The organism is Niveispirillum sp. (assembly GCF_052437035.1).
In the GTDB taxonomy this organism is placed as follows: domain Bacteria; phylum Pseudomonadota; class Alphaproteobacteria; order Azospirillales; family Azospirillaceae; genus Niveispirillum.
The window spans coordinates 651,186-674,611 of sequence record NZ_JBQVOH010000001.1 but is presented as its reverse complement, the minus strand read 5'-3'; the positions used below and the strand labels follow the sequence as shown (position 1 = coordinate 674,611).

The 23,426-nt window shown below is 64.4% G+C and carries 15 protein-coding genes; 10 read left to right on the top strand and 5 right to left on the bottom strand.

Annotated features, from left to right (window positions below):
• Positions 1-123 precede the first annotated feature (123 nt).
• The 5 genes from ACT6Q8_RS03260 to dnaE form a co-directional block, all read right to left on the bottom strand.
• Positions 124-747, bottom strand: coding sequence for a hypothetical protein (locus ACT6Q8_RS03260; protein ID WP_444732621.1), 624 nt, complete (start codon positions 745-747; stop codon positions 124-126).
• A 30-nt stretch (positions 748-777) separates the two neighbouring features.
• Positions 778-2,367 carry a calcium-binding protein gene (locus ACT6Q8_RS03255; RefSeq protein WP_444732620.1) on the bottom strand — a complete coding sequence of 530 codons (1,590 nt, stop codon included), beginning with the start codon at positions 2,365-2,367 and terminating at the stop codon, positions 778-780.
• A 93-nt stretch (positions 2,368-2,460) separates the two neighbouring features.
• Positions 2,461-4,560, bottom strand: a complete 2,100-nt coding sequence (locus tag ACT6Q8_RS03250; RefSeq protein ID WP_444732619.1) for a calcium-binding protein — start codon at positions 4,558-4,560, stop codon at positions 2,461-2,463.
• A 134-nt stretch (positions 4,561-4,694) separates the two neighbouring features.
• Entirely contained in the window at positions 4,695-6,155 is a 1,461-nt protein-coding gene (locus ACT6Q8_RS03245) for a calcium-binding protein (protein WP_444732618.1), read from the bottom strand.
• A 2-nt stretch (positions 6,156-6,157) separates the two neighbouring features.
• The gene (gene dnaE, locus ACT6Q8_RS03240) at positions 6,158-9,649 is read right to left on the bottom strand and encodes a DNA polymerase III subunit alpha (RefSeq protein ID WP_054167186.1); all 3,492 of its coding nucleotides are present in this window, start codon (positions 9,647-9,649) and stop codon (positions 6,158-6,160) included.
• A 153-nt stretch (positions 9,650-9,802) separates the two neighbouring features.
• On the opposite strand from dnaE, the gene ACT6Q8_RS03235 reads away from it, so the two are divergent.
• From ACT6Q8_RS03235 to ACT6Q8_RS03190, 10 genes are all read left to right on the top strand, one after another.
• The gene (locus tag ACT6Q8_RS03235) at positions 9,803-10,636 is read left to right on the top strand and encodes an MmyB family transcriptional regulator (protein ID WP_444732617.1); all 834 of its coding nucleotides are present in this window, start codon (positions 9,803-9,805) and stop codon (positions 10,634-10,636) included.
• Positions 10,637-10,906: 270 nt separating this feature from the next.
• On the top strand, positions 10,907-12,562 hold the full coding sequence (gene fliF / locus ACT6Q8_RS03230; RefSeq protein ID WP_054167529.1) for a flagellar basal-body MS-ring/collar protein FliF: 1,656 nt from the start codon (positions 10,907-10,909) through the stop codon (positions 12,560-12,562).
• 12 nt (positions 12,563-12,574) lie between these two features.
• Positions 12,575-13,318 (top strand): hypothetical protein, encoded by a 744-nt coding sequence (locus ACT6Q8_RS03225; RefSeq protein ID WP_444732616.1) that lies wholly within the window; start codon positions 12,575-12,577, stop codon positions 13,316-13,318.
• Positions 13,319-13,357: 39 nt separating this feature from the next.
• Positions 13,358-13,687, top strand: coding sequence for a flagellar motor switch protein FliN (fliN, locus tag ACT6Q8_RS03220; RefSeq protein WP_444732615.1), 330 nt, complete (start codon positions 13,358-13,360; stop codon positions 13,685-13,687).
• Between the two features lie 3 nt (positions 13,688-13,690).
• On the top strand, positions 13,691-14,596 hold the full coding sequence (locus ACT6Q8_RS03215) for a motility protein A (protein WP_444732614.1): 906 nt from the start codon (positions 13,691-13,693) through the stop codon (positions 14,594-14,596).
• Positions 14,597-14,639: 43 nt separating this feature from the next.
• Positions 14,640-16,169 carry a sigma-54-dependent transcriptional regulator gene (locus ACT6Q8_RS03210; protein WP_054167182.1) on the top strand — a complete coding sequence of 510 codons (1,530 nt, stop codon included), beginning with the start codon at positions 14,640-14,642 and terminating at the stop codon, positions 16,167-16,169.
• 54 nt (positions 16,170-16,223) lie between these two features.
• Positions 16,224-18,341 carry a flagellar biosynthesis protein FlhA gene (gene flhA, locus ACT6Q8_RS03205; RefSeq protein ID WP_054167181.1) on the top strand — a complete coding sequence of 706 codons (2,118 nt, stop codon included), beginning with the start codon at positions 16,224-16,226 and terminating at the stop codon, positions 18,339-18,341.
• Between the two features lie 112 nt (positions 18,342-18,453).
• Positions 18,454-19,461 carry a GTPase gene (locus tag ACT6Q8_RS03200; RefSeq protein ID WP_444732613.1) on the top strand — a complete coding sequence of 336 codons (1,008 nt, stop codon included), beginning with the start codon at positions 18,454-18,456 and terminating at the stop codon, positions 19,459-19,461.
• The gene (locus ACT6Q8_RS03195) at positions 19,458-20,252 is read left to right on the top strand and encodes a MinD/ParA family protein (RefSeq protein ID WP_054167179.1); all 795 of its coding nucleotides are present in this window, start codon (positions 19,458-19,460) and stop codon (positions 20,250-20,252) included. The genes ACT6Q8_RS03200 and ACT6Q8_RS03195 overlap by 4 nt, the downstream gene beginning before the upstream one ends.
• Before the next feature lie 22 nt (positions 20,253-20,274).
• Entirely contained in the window at positions 20,275-23,358 is a 3,084-nt protein-coding gene (locus ACT6Q8_RS03190) for a hypothetical protein (protein ID WP_444732612.1), read from the top strand.
• Positions 23,359-23,426 lie beyond the last annotated feature (68 nt).

The following is a 23,426-nucleotide window of genomic DNA, read 5'->3' as shown; positions in this document are numbered from 1 at the left end:
CTTGTTATAATAATTTCATTAAGGGGGCAATTTATTTAGAATTGCCCCCATTTGATATTCTGGAGATACCTTATGGCTTAAGCAATCTGGTCTTATCACTATTCCGGGGTGCCCGCATCGTGATTAACGACGCAGGACAACCGTCGCCGTTGCAATGCCAAGGCCGAACAATATCAAAGACATTGCTGCGACCATCCAGAACATGGCCCGCAGGTCTCCAGTCGTGGCGGCTACCCGCGCTTGATACTCGGCGACCACCGGGTCATTGCTCCGAGCTGCCGGGATTTCATTCGCCAGCACCCTTTCCTGTTGCACAGCCCAGCTGTCAGCTGTCGATGCGCCGGACCGGACAGAGGCGATAACGGCGGCGAAACCATCAGCCAACGCCTCATGCGTGACGCGCAGACGGGTAGCTTTCTCCAGATCAACCGGCGACAGCGCTTGTTCCAGCTCAACAGCCATAGCGCGGAATTGCGGAACGCGCGCATCCAGCCGTCCACCGGTCTTCTCGCGGCTGTCGGCATCGAAAATCATCAGCAAGATATCGCGCTGCAGGGCCCGGCTGGTCGAGCGGATTTCCGCAGATGCGCTCAATACGCGCTGGTCACGCTCCAAAGCGTTCAACATCGGCCCTATGAACACAAATGCGGCAGCGGCGAGACCAGCGATAACCGGCAACAGGCCAGCCAGCGCCGCCGGCAAAATACGCCCGCGCGGCGTTTCAAGATCCCAGATGGGCTTGGTCATCAAAACAACTCCTGAACGTCAAACGTGGTTTCAGCCGATCCAGCCCTGATCGGCCGATGTGAAGATGCGCCCTTCGGCCAGCCCCCAACCCAGAAGATGGACCAGCGGGTTGACGCCCGCCGCCGCGATATCTGTGTGGCGTTCCAGATAGGCGCTGACATCAAAGGCCGCCGACGGGTCGCGCCCCTCGCGCCAGCCATAGGTCATGAAATGACCCATGGCCGTCATCCCGCCCGCCGCGACCACGGCGGAGACATCGGGATTCTGGGTCAGATACCAGTTGGTATCGAACAGGGCCGTGGTGCTGCGGCCTTCCTTTTGCCCGTAATATTGATAATGCTGCCAGCCGCTGGCGAAGACGCCCGCCGTCACCGCCGCCGCCACATCGGGATTGACGGCCAGATAGCCCTGTTCGCTGAAGCCCAGCGGCAGATTGGCGGAGACCGCCTGTTCCATCACTGTCAGCAGCAGGACGCGGTCGGACAGGTACATGAATTCAACATTGGCCAGTTCGCTGACCACCGGATCGCCCCAGGCCTTCACGCCCATCGCGACGGAGCCATTGACCATGCGCGCCAGATACAGCTGATCCAGGGTCGTATTGAGGCCCACCGCATCCACGCCCGACCCGCCATCCAGCAGGTCCGGCCCACCGCCGCCGACCAGACGGTCGTCACCAGCCCCACCGCGCAACGTGTCTCCATAGTCAGAGCCGACCAACAGGTCGTTGCCAGAGGTACCCGCCGGAATGTCGGTGGTGCGGTATCCGATACCCCAGCCGGTGGAGATGAAGCGCGACAGATCATAGTTGCCGGTCAGGGTGACGGAGGCATCAAAGCCGGCCTTGCTGTCCAGCCCCACATAGACACGCACGCCACCGGCAACCGCCTGCACATGCACCTGACCATCCAGAAGACCGGTGCCATTGCCCTGCGCGATGGCGCCGATGGCCTTTACCGCCAGATAAGGGCTGCCCGTGGGATAGGTCAGGAAGGTCAGCAGATCGCCCATGGCGAAATCGGTGACCGTATCCACCGTGTCGAATTCCTGTGCATGGAATTCAAACACGTCCTGGCCGCTGCCACCCGTCAGGATGTCGGCGCCCTTGCCCCCCATCAGGGTGTCATTGCCACCACCGCCGATCAGCGTGTCGGCGCCGTCACCCCCGAACATCACCTCCTGCCGCCAGGAGCCGGTGACATTGTCGCCAAAGGCCGAACCCTCGATCCAGGCCCGCTCGATCGAGCGCAGGATGTCGGTTCCCTGATCGCTGGTCAGGGTCGTGTCGCCAATGACGACCGGCGGTGCCGCCGCTGTCGTCGCCTGGATGCGGTGATAGAGAATGTCATCGCCATCGCCGCCATCCAGCGTGTCGTCACCGGCACCGCCTTCCAGCACATCGTCGCCGATCCCGCCCGACAGGAAGTCTGCCCCCGGCCCGCCATGCAGTTCATCGATGCCGGCACCGCCCAGCACACTGTCCTCACCGGCATCGGCATTGATGATGTCATCGCCGGCCCCGCCGTCGATGGTGTCATTGCCCGTGGTGCCGTTCAGGTTGTCGTTGAAGTTGCCGCCATTGATGACGGAGCCGGCCACTGCCGCCGCTAACACGCTCATCGCAATCCACCCGCGCCCGGAACGATGAGACGTTCCAGGTATTGCACCCCTGCACGCGCACCGTAGGAAACACGGGATGGAATGGCAAGCCTGTTAGCCCAACAGGGAGAGATCGGCCACGCTCGCGATGCGGCCTTCCGCCTGTCCCCAGCCCAGGAAATGCAGAAGCGGGTTCATACCCGCCGACGCGACATCGGCATTGCGGTCCAGATAGGCGCCGGTATCGAAATAGGCGGACGGGTCCCGCCCTTCCCGCCAGCCATAGAGCAGGTAATGGTCGATGGCGCTGGCCACCTTGCCCTGGGCCACGCCGGCGGCAACGTCGGGATTGCGGGCCAGATACCAGGTGGCATCGAAGAAGGCGTTGGGGCTGCGCCCCTCCGCGGCACCGAAGCGGGCGTAGTGCTCATAGCCATTGGCATATTCACCGCGTGACACCGACAGAGCGACATCGGGATTGGCGGAAAGATAGGCCGCATCATCGAACCCAAGCCGCAGCAGCGACTGGCTGGGATAGGCCAGCCGCCCCTCTGCCCTTCCATAGACCAGATAATGGTCGTAACCGCTGTCGAACCAGCCCTTGGCCACCGCGTCACGGATGTCGGGGTTGGCCGCGAGATAGGCGGATTCGCTGTAGGCCTTGCCCTGATTGTCCGACAGGGCGTTGGGCTGGCGTCCTTCGGCCTGACCATATCGGGCGTAGTGATCGGCACCGCTGCTGATCCAGCCGGCGGCCACAGCTTCGGCGATGTCGGTATTGCTGGACAGGTACCAGGCCTCATCCACGCGGGTCGAACCGATGGAGGAAAGCAGTTGCGGATCGGCCAGTTGCACCACCCGGTCGGACAGGATCAGAAGTTCGACATTGTAGAGCGTGTCGCCCCCCTGGCCATTGGCACGGCTGTCGAACACCTGGAAGGCGCCATTGCCCTGGTTCTGAATGGTGATATCGGCGAAGCTCGCCCCCATCACCACGGCCTGAACACCGGCACTTCCCTGGTAGAGATCATTGCCGGCCCCGCCACCGCGCATGACTGTGACGCCGGTGAAGTAATCAGCGTTGGCAGTGCCGTTATTGATGGAATAGCCGCTCAATTGCAGGATATGCGGTGTCTGAAAGTCAGTCCGGGCCAACCGCGCACCGGTGCCCAGACCGGCAAGGTCGATCGTGTAATCGGCGCCGGCGACATCATCCGCGCCGACATGCAGCCGCACAAGACCATTGCCTAAATCCTGGTACCGCACGGCACCCAGGCCAAGCCCGTCACCGTTGCCTGCCACATAGGAGGTAATGGCCAAGGTCCCGGCCCCGTCGGCACGCAGCAGCGACAGACGGTCATTCACCGTGAAATCCATGACCAGATTGGTGGAACCCGTCCCACCCACAGTGAACTGGTCACTTCCGGCCCCACCCCAGAGGGTGTTGTGGCCCGCGCCGCCGGCGATGACGTCATCCCCGCCACCGCCACGGATGACATCGTCACCCGCCCCGCCCGACAGGGTTTCGCGCCGGCTGCTGCCGGTGATCGTATCGTTGAAGGCAGCGCCCGTAAGATTGATCCGATCAATCGAGAACAGCCAATCCACCTCCTGCGTGCCCGCCCGGACATTCAGGGCGTCAATAGAGATGGAAAGACCTGCCGTGGCGTCGGCATAGCTGAAAACCGCCAGATCGTCGCCGGCACCGCCATTCAGCAGATCATTGCCCTTGCCCCCCGTCAGCGTATCCTCGCCCGCACCGCCATAAAGGCTGTCGGCACCGTCACCGCCATAGAGTTCGTCGGCCAGATTACCGCCCGTCAGGTGATCGGCCCCCGGACCGCCCCAAAGGCGGTTGACGGCCCCCGCCTCCCCGACGATCCGGTCATTGCCGGAGGTGGCGTAGGCATAGCGATAAATGGCATCGCCGATGACAATCCGCTCAACGCCCGTGGTGGTGATCAACCGGTCGGGCTGACCGAACACCTGGATGTCGACACCCAGAAGAAGGCCCGACGCATCGACACGCGAATTCAGGGCAAAGCCGCTGGCCGGCAGTTCAAGCGTATCCAGGCCCACCCCACCATCAATGACATCATCCCCACGGTCACCAGGGCGCAGGACATCATTGCCGTTCAATCCCACCAACGTGTCATTCCCAGACGTACCGGTCAGGGTGTCATCGCCGGCAGTTCCCTGTTGATTGGTGGACAAGGCCGCACTCCATAAAAGAAAGCCTGTTCACCAACTTTATAACTACTAACAATATTAAATCCTATCGCAACATAGGAGGTACGACCTTTGGCCGCCCAGCGTGCAGAAAACAGGATGACTGCTCCGTTTCGCGCCTACCCAAGCCACCCTGCATCCGCAGCATTGATGATCCGGTCCTCCGCCTGTCCCCAGGCGACGTAATGGACCAGCGGATTCATGCCGCCGGCCTTCACATCGTTGTAACGGTCCAGATAGGCGCTGGTATCAAAGGCAGAGGACGGATCACGCCCTTCACGCCAGCCATAGGCCATGAAATGGCTCAGCGCCGTCATGGTTCCCTGCGTAACGGCCGCCGCGACATCCGGGTTGCGCGCCAGATACCAGTCGATATCGAACAGGCTGCTGGTGGTCCGCACCTCGGCATAGCCATAGGCCTGAAAATGGGCCCAGCCGTTGGCGAAGCGGCCATCGGCAACGGCGGCGGCAACATCGGGATTGGCAGCCAGATACTGCGCCTCGTTGAAGCCCAGGGGCAGGCTGGTGCTGGGTGCCTCACCACCCACCGGGGTCAGCAGGACCACGCGGTCGGACAGGTACAGCAGTTCGACATTGGTCAGCCGGTCGGTGACGGTCAGGCCATTCTCCTGGGTGCTGATCAGGGCGCTGCCATCCGCCTGCCGCGTGATGGTGACATTGGCGAAGCTGGCCTTCAGACCGGCCGCATCGACGCCAGTGCCACCGTCCAACCGGTCCGACCCGGCACCACCCACCAGACTATCCTCCCCGGCATCGCCAGACAGGGTGTCGTCGAAAAGACCGCCGCGCAGCACATCATCATTGGCCGTGCCGTTCACGGTCCGCGCGGTTACCAAGCGCATCTGCCCGCTGGCCGATGCTTCGAAATCAGCAAGGGTCAAACTGCCGGACAGATCGACCGCCATGTCGAAACCCGCCGTGGCATCCTGCCCCACATAGACGCGGACCCCGCCCGTGATGGCCTGCACATGTGCCTGCCCCGCCAGAAGGCCGGACCCGCTGCCAACCGCGACACTGGTGATAGGCATGACAACGGTCTGGCCGCCGACATTATTGTGAAAGACCAGGACATCATCGGTCCCGAAATCGGTGATCAGATCATAACCGCCCGTGTCCGGCCCATAGAACCAGAACTGGTCCTGCCCCGCCCCACCGGTCAGCCGGTCCAGGTTGCCGCCGCCGATGATCGTATCGTTGCCACCGCCGCCACTGATCGTATCGGCCCCCGTGGACCCGTCGAGACGTTCGGGACGGTCACTGCCGGTGATCACATCGCTGAACCGGGTGCCGGTCAGGTTCACCTGCTCAATACTGGTCAGGGTATCGACTTCTCCACCCGTGACCGTGATCCGGTCGGTCGTGATGGCGATGGTCAAACCGTTATTGACGGTGGACAGGTGGTCGAAAACCACCACATCGTTGCCCGCCCCCCCGTCCAGCGTGTCATTGCCGGCCCCGCCATTCAGCGTGTCATCATCCGCCGTGCCGGCCAGACGGTCGGCATTGGCCGTGCCCGTGAAGGTCCGGCCTGGGGCCGCCTGGGGATTGGGGGTCGTCATGATCAAAGCTCCTGAACCTCGATAACACCGGGGATCGACTTGAACGCCCCCCGGCTGGCGGCATTGATGGAAACGGCACCCGGAATGGCGATTTCCACTTCGCGCAGGGCGTCCAGTTCCACGGCCAGCGTCACCTTGCCCCGGCCCGGCGGCAGGCGGCCCAGGGTGGTCTTGATGGCCGGAACGGCATTCACATCATCCAACAGGATGCGCAGGCCGGCGGCGCTCTTCGCGACCTCATCTTCCAGCGACAGAACGCCGTGGCAGGTCAGGCGCATTTCCTCGCCATTCTTCTGCGCATCGACCGACAGCAGCACCGCACGTCCGGCCTCCAGCATCTCCCGGCTCTGCGCCAGGGTTTCGGCAAACAGCGTGACCTCATAAACACCGGACGCGTCTGATAGCGTTACGAAAGCAAAACGGTTGCCGCTTTTGGCGGTTCGTTCCTGCTTGGCAACGACAATACCGGCCAGTTTGAAGCGGGTGGATTTCGCATCCCGCATCAGACGCGGCAGTTCGCTGAACTTCACCACCTTCATACGGGTCATGGCCGGCCCGAAACTGTCCAGCGGGTGGGCCGACAGGTAGAAGCCGATGGCCTCAAACTCATGCCGCAGCCGTTCCAGCGGGTCCCAGTCTGGCACCTTGGGCAGGTCCGGGGCCTTCATCGCCTCCGACCCGCCGAACAGGCTGGCCATGCCGCTTTCCCGCTGCTGCGCCTCTGCCTGGGCGTAGCGGACCACTGTTTCCAGGCCCGCGAAAAGCTGCTGTCGGTTGCGGTTCAAACTGTCAAAGGCACCGGCGCAGACCAGTTTTTCCAGCATGCGCTTGTTCAGCGCCGAACTGTCCACGCGCCGCGCGAAATCGAAAATGTCCTTGAAGGGACCGTTGGCGGCGCGTTCGCGCACGACCATTTCCATGGCCTGCTGGCCCACGCCCTTCACGGCGGCCAGGGCATAGCGCACGGCCCGGCTGCCATCGGCCAGCTTTTCCACGCGAAAGCGTGGCTCCGACGCGTTGACATCGGGCGGCAGCAGCCGGATGCCCAACCGAACCAGTTCCTGACGGAACTGGTTCAGCTTGTCGGTATTGCCCATATCATAGGTCATGGTGGCCGCCATGAACTCGACCGGGTAATTAGCCTTCATGAAGGCCGTCTGATAAGCGACCAGGGCATAGGCGGCGGCGTGCGACTTGTTGAAGCCGTAACCCGCGAACTTGTTCACCTGATCAAAGATCAGGCCCGACTGTTCCTCCGGCACGGCAAGCTTTTCCGCCGAACCGGCAATGAACTTGGCCCGTTCCTTCTCCATCTCCTCCTTGATCTTCTTACCCATGGCACGGCGCAGAAGATCAGCGCCGCCCAGTGAGTAACCGGCCAGGACCTGGGCGATCTGCATCACCTGTTCCTGATAGACCATGATGCCGAAGGTTTCCTCCAGAATGGGCTGGAGGGCCGGGTGCATGTAATCGGGTGCTTCCTGCTTGAACTTCACCTTGATGTATTTGGGGATATTGTCCATCGGGCCGGGACGGTACAGCGACACCAGCGCGATAATGTCCTCGATCCGGTTTGGCTTCATGCGGCGCAGAACGTCGCGCATGCCCGAACTTTCAAGCTGGAAGATACCGGCGCTCTCCGCCCGGCCCAGGATCGAATAGGATTTCTGATCCTCCATATCCAGGTCCAGCAGGTCCAGTTCCGGCCCCAGATCGCGGACATGGTCCACAGCGGTCTTCAACACTGTCAACGTCTTCAGACCCAGAAAGTCGAACTTCACCAGACCGGCCAGTTCCACATATTTCATGTTGAACTGGGTGACCGGCATGTCGGACCGCGGATCGCGGTACATGGGCACCAACTGATCCAGCGGTCGGTCACCGATCACCACGCCGGCAGCATGGGTGGAGGCGTGGCGATACAGCCCCTCAAGACGCAGCGCAATGGTCAGCAGACGGGCGACATTCTCATCCCCGCGCTTCATCTCCTGCAATTGCGGCTCGCCATCCAGCGCTTGCTGCAAGGTGACGGGATTGGCAGGGTTGTTGGGGATCAGTTTGCAGATACGGTCCACCTGACCATAGGGCATCTGCAAGGTGCGGCCCACGTCGCGCACCACGGCGCGGGCCTGGAGCTTACCGAAGGTGATGATCTGTCCGACCTTGTCGTACCCGTATTTCTGCTGCACATACTTGATCACCTCTTCACGGCGATCCTGGCAGAAATCGATGTCGAAGTCGGGCATCGACACGCGTTCAGGGTTCAAGAAGCGTTCGAACAGCAGGCCGTAGCGGATGGGATCAAGGTCGGTGATCAGCAGTGACCAGGCGACAAGGCTGCCGGCACCCGAACCACGCCCCGGCCCCACGGGAATGCCATTATCCTTGGCCCATTTGATGAAGTCCGACACGATGAGGAAGTAGCCGGGGAACTTCATCTTGATGATGGTTTCCAGCTCGAAATCCAGGCGCGCCCGGTACTCCTTCTCGATTTTTTCCTTCTCTTCCACACCCATGCCGCTGGTGAAGACATACTTGTTCAGGCGGTAGGTCAGGCCATCATGGGCCTGGGCGCGCAGTTCGTCCGGTTCCTCCCTGCCATTGGCGCTGGCAAAGGGCGGCAGGATTGGGTTCACCTTGCGAGGCATGTAGGCGCAGCGTCGGGCGATCACCACACTATTGTCGACCGCTTCCGGGATGTCGGCAAACAGCTCGCGCATCTCCTGCGGCGACTTGAAATAATGATGGGGGGAAACGCGGCGGCGCTCCTCCTGCATCACATAGGCGCCGTCGGCGATGCAGAGCAGCACGTCGTGCGCCTCATACATGGACGCGTCGGCGAAATAGGCATCGTTGGTGGCCACCAGCGGGATGTCATGCGCGTAGGCCAGATCGATCAGATCAGCCTCCACCTTATCCTCCGCCTGGGCCAGCGGCCCCTCCACATGGCGCATCAGCTCAATATAGAGCCGATCCGGGAACAGGGCCTTCAGCCGTTCCAGCAGGTCCAGCGCGTGCGGCTTCTGCCCGTCCAGCAGCAGACGATTCAAGCCGCCGCCCACCCCGCCCGTCAGGCAGATCAGGCCATCGGTCAGCCCCTCCATCTTCTCTAGCGAGACCTGCGGCAGCAGACCCGTTTCCGTCTCCATGAAGGCGACGGAAACCAGCCGCATCAGGTTGCGGTAGCCCTGTTCGCTCTGCACCAGCAGGACCAGTTGATCGGCACCGGGGCCCAGCACGCGGCCCGCCACCTTCTTCTGCGGCCCGAACGGGGTGACCCACACCTGACAGCCAATGATGGGCTGAATGCCATCGTCGGACGCTGCCATTGCAAATTCCAGCGCGCCGAACAGGTTGCCCGTGTCGGTGACCGCCACCGCCGGATAGCCGTGCTTCTTGCACAGCTTCACCAGTTCCTTGGTCTTGATCGCCCCTTCGGCCAGCGAATAGGCAGAATGGACACGCAGATGGATGAAACCGGGATCGGCGGACATGGGGCGGCAGGCTTCCGGCGGCGGGACAGGTGCCCGACCTTAGCGCGGATGGGTCGCGGATGGCGAGCCTGTCGGCGTTCATTACCTGTGATGTAATCGACAGGCCCTATAGCGCATGGGAAAAGGGCGGGGTCACGACCACACAGGTGCCCCATGTCCAGCCCCGCCCGCCAGCCCGCACCCCGCCGCCGCATCAACAATGCCGAGGCTTTCGGCCCGTTGCTGAAGCGCTGGCGCGCCTCGCGGGGGTTGAGCCAGCTGGATCTGGCGCTGAGCTGCAATACCAGCCAGCGGCATCTGTCCTTCCTGGAATCGGGGCGGTCGCGGCCCTCCCGCGGGATGGTGCTGCAACTGGCCACGGCCCTTTCGGTGCCGCTGCGTCACCAGAACGCCATGATGCTGGCCGCCGGCTTCGCCCCCGCCTGGGACAGTTCACCCCTGGACGCCCCGGAAATGGCACCAGTGAAGGCCGCCATCACCCATATGCTGGAAACGCAGTCACCCTTTCCCGCCGTCGTCGTGGACCGGCACTATAATCTGATTCAGGCCAATGCCGGGGCACAGCGCCTTCTGGGCTTCCTGGCCGGTCCGGCCATCGCCCAGATGCCCAATCCCAATCTTGTCCGTCTGCTGCTGTCGCCGGACTTGCAGGGCATGGTGGAAAACTGGGCCGAGGTCGCGGCCTGGATGATCCGCCGCATCAAGGCAGAAGCCTTGCTGGAGGACCCGGTGCAGGCCGTGGGCGCAGACCCGTTCGCCGATCTGCTGGCCGACCCCGCCCTGGCCGCGCTGGGCGCGCCATTTGAGGACGGGCTGCCGGATGCCCCGACCCTGTACACCCGCTTCCACAAGGATGGGGTGCGCCTGTCGCTATTCTCCATCATTGCCATGGTGGGCACGCCGCTGGATGCGGGGCTGCAGAACCTGCGGGTAGAACTGTTCTATCCGGCGGATGCCGCGACCAGGGAATGGTTCTCCCACCCCTGAAACGCCCCCATCCTGGCACCGCCCTTGCTTCTTTCCCGTCAAACCGGGACAGGGGCAGGGCTTTTTGCATTCCGCAAAGCCACCTGCATCTATCCCTCTTGTACATTGCACGAGGCGTGCTTTTCATGTCACAGTGCCAGCGAATCGGGCAAAAATTGCCCAGTTGACACCGCCTATCTTCACGATCCGGATGCAAAGCACCTCGTAAAGGCGGGAAAACGCTAGTATTTTGTGCCCCAAAGTGCCCTCGCCTGACAGGAGATGATCCACGTGGAGTCGTTTCTGCAAACCTTGCGGAATCTCGGCACCCTGCGCCTGGCGGGGATCGGGGCAGCCGTGCTTGTCACCATCGGCGCCATCGTCTTCTTCGCGGGGCAATGGTCGACACCGACCCTGTCGCTTCTGTACAGCGACCTGTCGCCCGCCGATGGCGGCGCCATCGTGCAGCAGCTGGAAGCACAGCAGATCCCGTACAAGGCGTCGCCCGACGGCACGCGGATCGAGGTGCCGGCCGAGCAGGTGGGCCGTCTGCGCATGATGATGGCGCAGCAGGGCATCCCCAGCGGCGGCAATGTCGGCAACGAGATTTTCAATCAGCCGGAAGGCCTGGGCACCACCGCCTTCCAGCAACAGATGCAGCAGCTGCGCGCCAAGGAAGGTGAGCTTGTCCGCTCCATCCAGACCTTGCAGCAGGTGCAGAATGCCCGCGTGCATCTGGTACTGCCCAAGCGTGAACTGTTCGCGCGGCAGGCACAGACGGCCACGGCCTCTGTCCTGCTGAAACTGCGCCCCGGCAAACCGCTGTCCAAGGAACAGGTCGCGGCCATTCAGCAGCTGGTGGCGACCGCTGTACCGCAGATGGAACCGGCCAACGTCTCCATCCTGGATGACAAGGGCAATCTGCTCTCGCGCGGCCTGCGCCCCAACACGCCGGAGGCCATGGCCGCCAGCGCGGAAGAACGGCGTCTGGCCCGCGAACGTGAGCTGACCCAGACCATCGAGGAATTGCTGGGTCGCTCCGTCGGTCAGGGCCGCGTGCAGGCGCAGGTTTCGGTCGAAATGGATTTCGACCGCATCACCACCAACAGCGAGGTCTATGATCCCGAAGGCCAGGTGGTGCGCGGCACGCAGTCGGTGACGGAGAACAGCGAAAGCACCAACCGCGACGGCGTCGATCCCGTCACCGTGGCCAACAACCTGCCTAACGCGGACGCCGCCAACAGCATCGCCGGTGCCAATTCGGAGAAGAAGAACCGATCCGAAGAGACGGTGAATTACGAGATTTCCAAGACCACCAAGGTGCATGAGCGTGAGACGGGTCAGGTCCGCCGCATGTCGGTCGCCGTGCTGGTGGATGGAAACTATACCACTGCCGAGGATGGCACCCGCACCTACACCCCGCGCAGCGACGCCGAACTGGCGCAGCTGCAACGGCTGGTGCAGTCGGCGGTCGGCGTCGATCCGTCACGCGGCGACAATGTCGAAGTGATCTCCATGCAGTTCTCGCGGCCGGAGGATGAACTGGCCGCCATGGAGGACACAATCTTCGGCATGCCGAAGGCTGACGTGATCCGCATTGCAGAAACGCTGATCCTGGCCATCGTCGCCATCCTGGTGATCCTTCTGGTGATCAAGCCCCTGGTCACCCGCGCGTTGGACCGGTCGCCGCAGCTGGATGAAGAGCCCGATCTTCTGTCCGATGGCAGCGGCGTGCCGCAACTGGCCGGCCCCGGTGGCGGTGCGCTGGCCCGCGAACTGGCCATGGAGGCGGCGCAGGCCAACGAGGAACTGGAGCAGATGATCGACATCAACCGTGTCGATGGCCGGGTCCGCGCCTCCTCGCTGCGTAAGGTGGGGGAGATTGTGGAAAAACACCCCGAAGAGGCTGTGTCGATCATCCGCAACTGGCTCTACACGGAAAATTGAGGCTTCTGAGGCATGGCAACCATTCAGAAGTTTCTGTTCGAAAAGGATTTCGAGGACGGGTTTGGGGGCGCGGCAAAGGCCGCTGCCCCGCCGCCCGAACCCGAACCCGAATTACCGCCTGCCCCACCACCCCCGCCGCCACCGCCCACCTTCAGCGTGGAGCAGCTGCAGCAGCAGGTGAAGATGGCCAAGGATCAGGCGCGCACCGCCGCCCTGGCCGAAGGTATCCAGCAGGGTCGGCAGCAGGCGGAGGTCGAGGCGCAGCAGGAACTGTCCAACGCCCTGCGCAGCGTGGAGAACAGCCTGAAGCAGCTTGTGACGGTGCAGAACGCGCAGGCACAGATGCGGCAGGAAAACACCGCCCGCATCGCGCTGGCCATCATGCGCAAGCTGTGGCCCGGCCTGGTGGAGCGGCAGGGTTTGGCCGAGATCGAAGTGGTGATCGCCGCCTTCATGGAAGAACTGGTGGAAGAACCAAAGCTGGTCTTCCGCGTCAATGAACGCTGGTTCGATGAATTGCGCGGACGTATCGACGACATGGCCCTTCGCCATGGCTTCGCCGGGCAGGTTACCGTCCTGGCCGACCCGAAGCTGAGCCAGATGGATGTGAAGGTGGATTGGGCCGCCGGCGGCGCGGAGCGCGAGGTCGGGCGGCTATGGACGGAGATCGAGCGTATTGCCGGCGACGTCCTGGCGGATTTCCCTGGTGGGCCGAAGGATGCGATCCTCGCACCTAAACGTGAGGTGACGCTGTGAGCATGCTGAACATCATAACCGGCGCGGATAGGGGCTGAGATGGCCGCCAAGGACGACATGTCGCTGAGCGATTTCGAGAATAACCGCGGCGGTGGCGGCGGGGAGTTGGAAGCGCTGCCCGTCGTCAAGGACCTGGAGTCCGTCTACGACATCCCGGTTCAGATTTCCGCGGTGCTGGGCAAGACCAACATGCAGGTAAGCACCCTGATGCGCCTGAACAAGGGTGCCGTGGTGGAACTGGACCGCAAAGTGGGTGAAGCCATCGACATCTATGTGAACAACCGGCTGGTGGCGCGCGGCGAAGTGGTGGTCGTGGAAGACCGGCTGGGCGTGACCATGACCGAAATCATCAAGACGGAGCGGGCGTAGCGCATGAGCGACCGCATCCCCAGCCGCAGCCGCACAACACCACCTGCACCGCCGCCGCAACCGGCAGCGGCGGCGGCACCCGCACCTGCCCCCATGCCGACGGCCAAGGTGCCGCCGCTGCCGCGCATGCGCCGGCGGCTGGACCTTGCGACCATCGTGGGCCTGTCGTCGGGCCTGCTGTTGGTGCTGGGCGCCCTGTTCATGGGTGGTGGCGGGTTGGGATCGTTCGTCGATGTGCCCTCCATCCTGATCGTGCTGGGCGGTACGGCGGCCGTCACCACCATTTCCTTCTCCCTGCCCGATATGAAGGCGGCGATGAAGGCCCTGTCCTCCGCCATGATCGCCAATACGCCCGACCCACGCGCGGCGGCGCAGACAGCCCTGTCATTGGCGGAATTCGCCCGGCGCAGCGGCCCTCTGGCGCTGCAGCCCCTGGCCAAAAGCACCAAGGCCTGGCCGGTCCTGTCCAAGGCGGTGGAACTGATCGCCGACGGTCTGCCGGCCGATGACGCCGAACGCATCCTGCGCACGGAGATCGAGGCCAACCTGTCACGCGCCCGCACCGCCTCCGCCGTGATGCGCCGCGCGGCAGAGGTAGCACCGGCCATGGGCCTGATCGGCACGCTGGTCGGTCTGGTGCAGATGCTGGGCAACCTGTCGGACCCGTCGACCGTTGGTCCCGCCATGGCCGTGGCGCTGATCACCACCTTTTACGGGGCCATCCTGGGTTCCATGGTTTTCTCGCCTCTTGCTGCCAAGATCGACCGCAATGCGGAACGTGAGGCGCTGGTCGACGGGCTTTACCTGCTGGCCGCCGGTTCGGTGGCGCGGCAGGAAAATCCCCGCCGGCTGGAGGTGATGATCAATACGGTGCTGCCGCCCGAACTGCGGCTGACCAATTATGAATGATTTCCGTTTGAACGACCGGACCGGTGAGTGAAAGGGTAGGACGATGCGTCTTCTGATCGTGGGAACACTCGAAGGCTATATCAGCGCCGCCGGCAAGATCGCCCTGCAAAAGGGGGCGAAGGTCGCGCATACCGATAGTATCGAGGGGGCGCTGAACGCCTTGCGCACCGGCCAGGGCGCCGATCTGGTGATGATCGACGTCAAGCTGGATGTGCGTATTCTGGTCGACGCCCTGAAGAATGAACGGTTCGCGGTTCCCGTCGTCGCCTGTGGCGTGGGTACCGATGCGCAGGCCGCCGTGAAGGCCATCCGGGCGGGTGCCAAGGAGTATATCCCCCTGCCCCCCGACGCGAACCTGATCGCCGCCGTGCTGGAGGCTGTGGCGGAGGAGAGCCACGCCATCGTCAGTCGCGACCCCGCCATGGCCGCCACCCTGTCGCTCGCCGATCAGATCGCGCCATCCGATGCCTCGGTCCTGATCACCGGCGAAAGCGGGACGGGTAAGGAGTTGATGGCCCGCTATCTGCACCGCAAGAGCCGGCGCTCGGGCGCACCCTTTGTCTCTGTCAACTGCGCCGCCATTCCGGAAAACCTGCTGGAAAGCGAGCTGTTCGGGCATGAGAAGGGTGCCTTCACGGGTGCCGTGGCGCGGCGCATCGGCAAGTTCGAAGAGGCCAATGGCGGCACCCTGCTGCTGGACGAAATTTCGGAAATGGACCTGCGCCTGCAGGCTAAGTTGCTGCGCGCCATTCAGGAACGGGTGATCGACCGTGTGGGCGGCAATACGCCTGTGAAGGTGGATATCCGCATCCTGGCTACCTCCAACCGTGACATGCTGTCGGAAGCCAAGGCCGGGCGGTTCCGCGAGGATTTGTATTTCCGCCTGAACGTGGTGGCCCTGCATCTGCCGCCGCTGCGCGACCGTCCACACGATATCGCCCTGTTGTGCCAGCATTTCGCGACGAAATATTCCGAGGCCAACGGCCTGCCGGAACGCACTGTCGGCCCGGCGGCCATGGCTCTGCTCCAGTCGCATCACTGGCGCGGCAATGTGCGTGAGCTGGAAAACACTATGCATCGCGCCGTCCTGCTGTCGCGCGGAACGGAGATCGGGACCGACGCCATCCTGTTGACGGGTGCCGATCCGACCTATGCGCCGACGCCTGCCCCGCAGCCAGCTGCCTATCAGCCGGCACCCCCGCCGCAGCCGGTGATGCCCGCCGCTGCCCGCGCGGCCAACAGCTATGGCAACGCGTCCATCTATTCGCCGCAGCCTTATGCGCCACAGCCCTATCCGCCGCCGGCCCCGGTCATTCCCGTGGCCGATGCCGGCAACAGCTTCCTGCCCGGCGGGTCGGCGACGCAGGCGCTGGTGGGGCGTACCGTGGCCGATGTCGAACGCGATCTGATCATCGATACGCTGAAACACACACTGGGCAACCGCACCCACGCCGCCAATATCCTTGGTATCTCCATCCGCACGCTGCGCAATAAGCTGAAGGAGTATAGCGAGGGTGGCTTGGCGGTGCCGCCACCGGCGGGCGGGGTGGAGGATGACCGGGCGGTGGGATGACCGCCACCGCCTGATCCCAACCGTCCCTGACACAGAGATTTAAGACCACCGCCCATGACCGACCAACCGCAGACGAATGTAGGCTCCGCCCAGGATGCTCTGCGCCTTATCGGCCAGTCGCTGAAACGCGGCGAGGTTGGGTTCGCGATTGCCATTCTGGCCATCGTGGTGGTCCTGATCATCCCCCTGCCCACCTTCCTTCTGGACGTGGGCCTGACCATTTCCTTTGCCTTCTCCGTCCTGATCCTGATGACGGTGCTGTCGATCCAGAAGCCCCTGGAGTTCAGCAGCTTTCCCACCATCCTGCTGGTCAGCACCATGTTGCGACTGGCGCTCAACCTAGCATCGACCCGCCTGATCTTGGGTCACGGGCATGAGGGGGTTGACGCCGCCGGCCACGTCATCGCGACGTTCGGCCAGTTCATCATGGGCGGCAATTTCATCATCGGCGTGACCGTGTTCGGCATCCTGATGCTGGTAAATTTCAGCGTCATCACAAAGGGTTCGGGCCGTATCGCCGAAGTGGCTGCCCGTTTCACCCTGGACGCCATGCCCGGCAAGCAGATGGCCATCGACGCCGACCTGTCCGCCGGCCTGATCGACGAGGCGACAGCGCGGGCGCGCCGCAAGGAACTGGAAGATGAAAGCCAGTTCTTCGGTTCGATGGACGGTGCGTCCAAGTTCGTGCGCGGCGATGCCGTGGCCGGTCTGGTCATCACCTTCCTGAACATCATCGTCGGCATGATCATCGGCGTCGCCCAGAAGGACATGGAGTTCCTGGAGGCGGGCCAGACCTATACGCTGCTGACGGTCGGCGACGGTCTGGTATCGCAGATTCCGGCCCTGCTGGTCTCGCTGGCCGCCGGTCTTATGGTGTCGAAGTCGGGTTCCACCGGCTCCACCGACAAGGCCGTATTCGGGCAACTGACCTTCTACCCCACGGCCCTGGGCCTGACGGCGGCCGTTGTGCTGGCCATCGGCCTGCTGCCCGGCATGCCGAAGATCCCGTTCGGCCTGCTGGCCATCGGTCTAGCCGCCGCCGCCTATTACCTGCCGAAAACCAAGATGATGCGCCAGGCGTTGGAAGCGGAGCAGGAGACGCAGGCCGCTGCGGCCGCCGCCCCCACCCCTGTCGCCGACGAACCCATCTCCACGGCCCTGGCTATCGACCTTGTCCGTCTGGAACTGGGCTATGGCCTGCTGTCGCTGATCAATTCAGAGATTGGGCACCGCCTGACGGATCAGATCAAGGGCCTGCGCCGGCAGCTGGCGGGTGAGATCGGCATTATCATGCCCGCCGTCCGTATCCAGGATAATTTGCAGCTGCCGCCCAACACCTACCTGATCCGCATCAAGGAGATTGAGGCGGGCCGGGGCGATGTGCGGCCCAACATGCTGTTGTGCATGGACCCGCGCGGCGACCGCATCGGCCTGCCGGGTGAGGCAACGACGGAGCCGACCTTCGGCCTGCCCGCCATGTGGATCGACGGGGCCTACCGTGAAGAGGCCTTGTTCAAGGGCTATACGGTTGTCGACCCGCCCACCGTCGTCACCACGCATCTGACCGAAATCATCAAGGACAATATGGCCGACCTGCTCTCCTACGCGGAGACGCAGAAGCTGTTGGACGAGATGGGCAAGGAACACCAGAAGCTGGTGGGCGATGTCGTCCCAACCCAGATCACCATCGGCGGCCTGCAGCGCGTGTTGCAGAACCTGCTGGGCGAGCGTGTGTCGGTGCGCGACCTGCCCACGATCTTGGAGGGTGTGGCGGAGGCGACGGCCTATACCCGCAACATGACCCAGATCACCGAACACGTGCGCGCCCGTCTGGCCCGCCAGATTTCGGACAGCAATACCAACGATCTGGGCTTCATCCCGTTGGTAACCCTGTCGCCGGAATGGGAACAGGCCTTCGCGGAAAGCATCGTGGGCGACGGGGACGAGCGGCAGCTGTCCATGGCACCGTCACGCCTGCAGCAATTCATCACCGCCGTGCGCCAGTCCTTCGAACGGTTCGCGATGCAGGGTGAGGCGCCGGTCCTACTGACCTCCCCGCTGATCAGGCCCTTCGTGCGCTCCATCATCGAACGCTTCCGTCCGGCCACGGTTGTGATGTCACAGAACGAGATCCATCCCAAGGCCAAGATCAAGACGTTGGGGCAGATATGATGGCGCGGACGAGACATATCCTCCACCGCCATAGGGTTTTCGCCGGAAAGGCTGCTATAGTGGCGTTTCATCGGATCAACAATGGCTGGAGGGCCGGGAAGGCGGGGTCGGCATGCGTCTGAAATCGTTCCATGCGCCATCCATGCAGGAAGCCATGCGGCTTGTCCGCGAGGTGCTGGGCGACGACGCCATCATCGTGGCCACCCGCGAGGAGGAAGGCGTCGGCGTCCGCGTAACCGCCGCCATTGAGGAAGATGAGGGCATGCTGGCGACCCACGCCCCGGTCGCCGCCCCCAATCCCCTGCGCTTTCTGGAACCGGAAGGCCCGGAACCCATTGATGTCGTCGCCGATGCCCTGCTGCGCCATGGTGTTCCGGCGGAACTGAATCAGCGGCTGGTCGATAGTCTGGAAGATTTCGATACGCGCGACCCCATGATGGCCATGGCCGCAGCATTGGACGCCGTCTTCAGCTTCCAACCCCTGCCCGATGGCAGGGCCCCCCGCCCCTTGATGCTAGTCGGCCCGCCGGGGGGTGGGAAAACTTTGACCGTCGCCAAGCTGTGCGCGCGCTGTGCCCTGCAGAAACGTCCCGTCGGGGTGATTTCGACCGACACGATCCGGGCGGGCGGCATTGAACAGCTGCAGGCCTTCACCCGCGTGCTGAAACTGCGCCTGATCACCGTGGAAGATCCGACGGCCCTGTCGGACGCGGTGGAAGTGTCACGGGGGATGGAGCAGGTGCTGGTCGACAGCGCCGGTCGCAACCCCTACAGCGCGCAGGATATGAAGGATCTGCGGGAATTCGTTACCGCCACGGATATGGAACCGGTGCTGGTAATGCCCGCCGGCCTTGATCCGGTGGAAGCGGTGGAGATCGCCAAGGCCTTCCGTGCCATCGGGGTCAGGCGCCTGCTGGCCACCCGCATGGACATGGCAAGGCGTTACGGAAGCCTGCTGGCCGCCGCGCACGAGGCTGGCCTGGCTTTTGCAGATGTGAGTGCGACGACAAAAGTTGCCGATGGGTTGACTGCCCTGACGCCGACAATTTTGGCCAAGATGATGATGCCGGAACTGCAAGCCGAACAGCGGCGAGCCAAGCAAACGGGGACCCACGCATGAACGACCTGTCCGCGATGATGGCCGCCTCCGCCAATGTTACCCCGCTGCGCCAGCGCAACATCCTGGCTGTCGCCAGCGGTAAGGGCGGGGTGGGCAAGACATTCTTCTCCATCAGCCTGACGCACGCGCTGAGCAAGCTGGGCCGCAAGACCCTGCTGTTCGACGGCGATCTGGGCCTCGCCAACGTCGATATCCAGCTGGGCCTGATGCCCAAGCGGGACCTGGGGCAGGTCATCGACGGCATGGTCACACTGGCCGGCTCCACAACACGTTATAATGAGGGTGGGTTCGACATCATTGCCGGCCGTTCCGGGTCCGGCAGCCTGGCCAATCTGCCCCCGGCAAAATTGACCCAGCTGCGCAATGATCTGACCGATCTTGCCCGGTCCTACGACAATATCGTCATCGACCTGGGCGCCGGTGTTGACCGCAATGTCCGCACCTTCACCGCCCCCGCCGGCATCTCGCTGGTGGTGACGACGGACGAGCCGACAAGCATCACCGACGCCTACGCCTTCCTGAAGCTGTCTTATCAGGCCAACCCCATGGCTGACCTGCGCATCGTGGTGAACATGGCGCAGACGCGGGCCGAGGGCGACAAGACGTATGAGACCCTGCTGGCCGCCTGCCGCAAATTCCTTGGCAAGTCGCCGCAACTGGCCGGCATCATCCGCCGTGACATGAAGGTGCGCGAAAGCATCAAGACGCAGACGCCGCTGCTGGTCCGTTCCCCCACCTCAGACGCAGCGCACGACATCATGGCGCTGGCACAGAAGCTGACGGCGGGTTGATCCATCGGGCGGGCCGGACCCCATGTCCGCCCCCCTTCCCCCCGCCCTGACAGGGGCCGGGACCACGACCGGTCCGGCACCATCCGGCCCCGGTCTGGTGCCGTTGGCCGATGTCATGATCCGTGCCTTGCCGGACAAGCTGGCAGGGCTTGACCGTGCGCTGGTGGTGTCCGGTCAGGTGGTGGCGCAGGAGGATGGCAAGGCCACCATCCGCACCGCCGCCGGTGATGTGTCGGTGGAAACGCCAACCCCACTGCCCACCGACCGCCCCGTCACCCTGCGCATCCCGCCGCAGGTGGCAGGAACCCCGCCCCGCGCCGCCGCCCTGGCCCCACCGCAGACACAGACGCCGACCCCGGCGGTAAATAATCCGGTCACGGATAAGGCCGCCGCACCGCAGACCACGGCCCCCACCCCGCCGGCCCAGCCCCTGCCGCAGATCCAGCCAGGGGCCACCATCGCCGCCATCGTCGTGGCCGCCACGCCGCGCGCACCATCCCCCCCGCCCCCCGTCAGCACCAGCAACGCCGCCAGCGGTGCAAATGCCGCCGCACCATCAGGACAGGTGCCGGCGCCCAGCGGCGGTGCGCCAACAGCGGAAACTATAAGCCCACCGGCCTCCGCGCCCGCACCCCAGACGCCCAACCCCAACACAGGCAGCGCGCCCAGCCCCGCGCCGACCCAGGGGCAGGCGCCGCTTCCCAGCTCGGCCTCCTTGCCGCCTCTGACCGCCCTGTTGGGTGATACGCCAGCGGTCGTGGCGAAGCCTGGTGTTGCCGCCCCGTCATCGCCGGAACCCACACCGGCACCGAGCGATACGCCGGACCAGCCCCCGGCACCCACAGCGGAAAGGCCGGCAACGCCACCCGCCCCGGACGCCGCGCGTCTGGCCCGTCTGGCGCGGTACAACATCCCCACCACCCCCTCATCCGGCCTGTTCTCCTTCCAGGACCTGGACAGCCCTTCATCGAAACAGCCGCCGGTGACGGAAGCGCGGCTGCGGTCGGCGGCACCGTCAGCCCCAGCGACCGCCCCGTCGACACAGCCGGCGGCGGGGACACCGATTCCAACGCCCAACCCCGCGCCAACGGGTGGCAGACGGCCCGCTGAACCTGCGGCTACCCCCTCCCGACCCGCCGCACCGGCCACACCCGGCGTTCCCCTGCCCGACCTGCCCGCCGCTGCGGGGGGGCAGGAATTGGCACGGGCACGGCAGCCATCGCCACCCCAGTCCCCCACAGCCCCCCCGACCGCGACCGTACCGGCAGGACCAACCCTCCCGCCGCTGCCCGGTTCAACGGCGCCCGTTCCAGAGACAGCAAAACCCGCCGATGGTCAGGCCCCGACAACTCCCGCCCCAACGAATAGCCCGGCCCCCGACAGTCCGGTCCCCGGCAAGGCCCCCTCGCCACCGCCGGTGCCGCCGCAGCCACCCGGAGCGAAATCGGAGACCAGCGAGATACCCCTGGCCCGCATCCGGGACGGACAGCCACCATCCCCCCCCACAGCCCCACCGACGGGGGAACAGACACGGCCACAGCCAACACCCGCCCAACCCGGCGCGCCACAGCCACAGGCGATACAGGTGGCACGGCTGCGTGATCCGCAACCGCCACCCCCACCGACCGCGCCGTCAACAGTCCCCACACCCAACGCACCACCGGCACCGGTGCCCGGCAGCCCGGCACAGCCGACAGCACCAACCGTACCTCCCGCCGGTACCGACATCCGCCCCGCCTCGCCGCCGATCCCTGGTCAGTCGGAACAGGCCCCTGCCCCGCCGGTGCAGGTGGCGCGGGCGCGTGATGCCCTGCCGCCATCGCCCCCGACAGCACCCCCAACAACACAGGCTGGCACACAGCCAAACGCGAAGCCGGCACCAGCGCCTCAGCCGTCCACAAGCCCGCCGGTTATGCCCGACAGTCCGGACCGCGCCGGCCCGTCCACGCCCGCCACCCCATCTCCCGGCAACAGTGTTGCTCGCCCGCCTGCCCCCACAATGCCCCAGACCGGCAGCGAGCCGGCACGTGCGGCACCGCCCACCGGCCTCGGTTCCGCACCGGAGGCTGAACCCGCGGTCCAGACCGCGCGTCTGCGCGGCGATGCATCAACCCCGGTGACCGCCCCACCCACCGTACCGTCAGCACCCCCACAGTCCCCCCGCCCGGCCCCCCTGCCCAATGGACAGCCGGTGCAACTGCGTATCCTGTCGGTGGATATGGCGGGGGCAAGCCCGGCAAGTCTGGACGACGCGCCGGCCAACAGTGTTACCGGCACCCTGGTTGGCAATACCAGCCAGGGGCAGCCTGTGGTGACGACACCGGCGGGGACCCTGGTTCTGCGGGCGCGTACCGATCTGCCGCCCGGCACCAACCTGACACTGGCCCTGGAAATTCCGCAGAACCGGGACATGGCGGGCATACTGCCCCCGCTTGACCCCGGCCAGGGCAGCGACTGGCCTGCCATGCGGGAGGTGATGTCGGCCCTGATGGCCGCCGATCCCGCCATGGCCCGCACCATCGCCGCCAATATCCTGCCACAGCCCAGCAAGCGCCTGACCACCAACCTGACCTTCTTCCTGTCGGCCCTGCGCGGTGGCGATGCGTCGGGCTGGCTGGGCGGGGAAGCGACGGAGATTCTGAAGGGCCGTGGCGGCGCCCGCTTGCTGGCCCAGTTGCGGGAGGATTTCCAGGCGGCGGCACGGCAGGCGGCCGAACCGACGCCCGATGGCTGGCGCGGCATGCCCATCCCGTTCGGCGTGCCGGAACAGGTGATGCGCGCGCAGCTGCATGTACGCAGCGCGACGGATCAGGAGGGAGAGGAGAAGCCGGCCGATGGCCGTGGCCCTGCCAAGCGCTTCCTTCTGGACCTGAATTTCAGCCGTCTTGGCCCCATGCAGCTGGATGGGCTGGTCTGGCCCGGTCGCTTCGACCTGATGATCCGCACCCAGACGCTGCTGTCGGCGGACCTGCGTCAATCCATCGGCACCATCTTCCGCGACAGTCTTGAAACGGTCGGTTACGCCGGCACCATCGGGTTTCAAACGGGGGCACATTTCTGGGCGCGTGTCCAATCGGCATCACGCGGTTCCGGAGTGCGGGCCTGACGGGCATTTTGCCAACATGTCTCATGGCGCACCGCCAACACCCGCGTCATAGTTAACCATAATCATAA

Excerpts from the sequence above, each read along its gene's own strand:
- ACT6Q8_RS03260 (WP_444732621.1), bottom strand. The coding sequence starts at position 747 with ATGACCAAGCCCATCTGGGATCTTGAAACGCCGCGCGGGCGTATTTTG.
- ACT6Q8_RS03255 (WP_444732620.1), bottom strand. The coding sequence starts at position 2,367 with ATGAGCGTGTTAGCGGCGGCAGTGGCCGGCTCCGTCATCAATGGCGGC.
- ACT6Q8_RS03245 (WP_444732618.1), bottom strand. The coding sequence starts at position 6,155 with ATGACGACCCCCAATCCCCAGGCGGCCCCAGGCCGGACCTTCACGGGC.
- dnaE (WP_054167186.1), bottom strand. The coding sequence starts at position 9,649 with ATGTCCGCCGATCCCGGTTTCATCCATCTGCGTGTCCATTCTGCCTAT.
- ACT6Q8_RS03235 (WP_444732617.1), top strand. The coding sequence starts at position 9,803 with ATGTCCAGCCCCGCCCGCCAGCCCGCACCCCGCCGCCGCATCAACAAT.
- ACT6Q8_RS03225 (WP_444732616.1), top strand. The coding sequence starts at position 12,575 with ATGGCAACCATTCAGAAGTTTCTGTTCGAAAAGGATTTCGAGGACGGG.
- fliN (WP_444732615.1), top strand. The coding sequence starts at position 13,358 with ATGGCCGCCAAGGACGACATGTCGCTGAGCGATTTCGAGAATAACCGC.
- ACT6Q8_RS03215 (WP_444732614.1), top strand. The coding sequence starts at position 13,691 with ATGAGCGACCGCATCCCCAGCCGCAGCCGCACAACACCACCTGCACCG.
- ACT6Q8_RS03210 (WP_054167182.1), top strand. The coding sequence starts at position 14,640 with ATGCGTCTTCTGATCGTGGGAACACTCGAAGGCTATATCAGCGCCGCC.
- flhA (WP_054167181.1), top strand. The coding sequence starts at position 16,224 with ATGACCGACCAACCGCAGACGAATGTAGGCTCCGCCCAGGATGCTCTG.
- ACT6Q8_RS03200 (WP_444732613.1), top strand. The coding sequence starts at position 18,454 with ATGCGTCTGAAATCGTTCCATGCGCCATCCATGCAGGAAGCCATGCGG.
- ACT6Q8_RS03195 (WP_054167179.1), top strand. The coding sequence starts at position 19,458 with ATGAACGACCTGTCCGCGATGATGGCCGCCTCCGCCAATGTTACCCCG.
- ACT6Q8_RS03190 (WP_444732612.1), top strand. The coding sequence starts at position 20,275 with ATGTCCGCCCCCCTTCCCCCCGCCCTGACAGGGGCCGGGACCACGACC.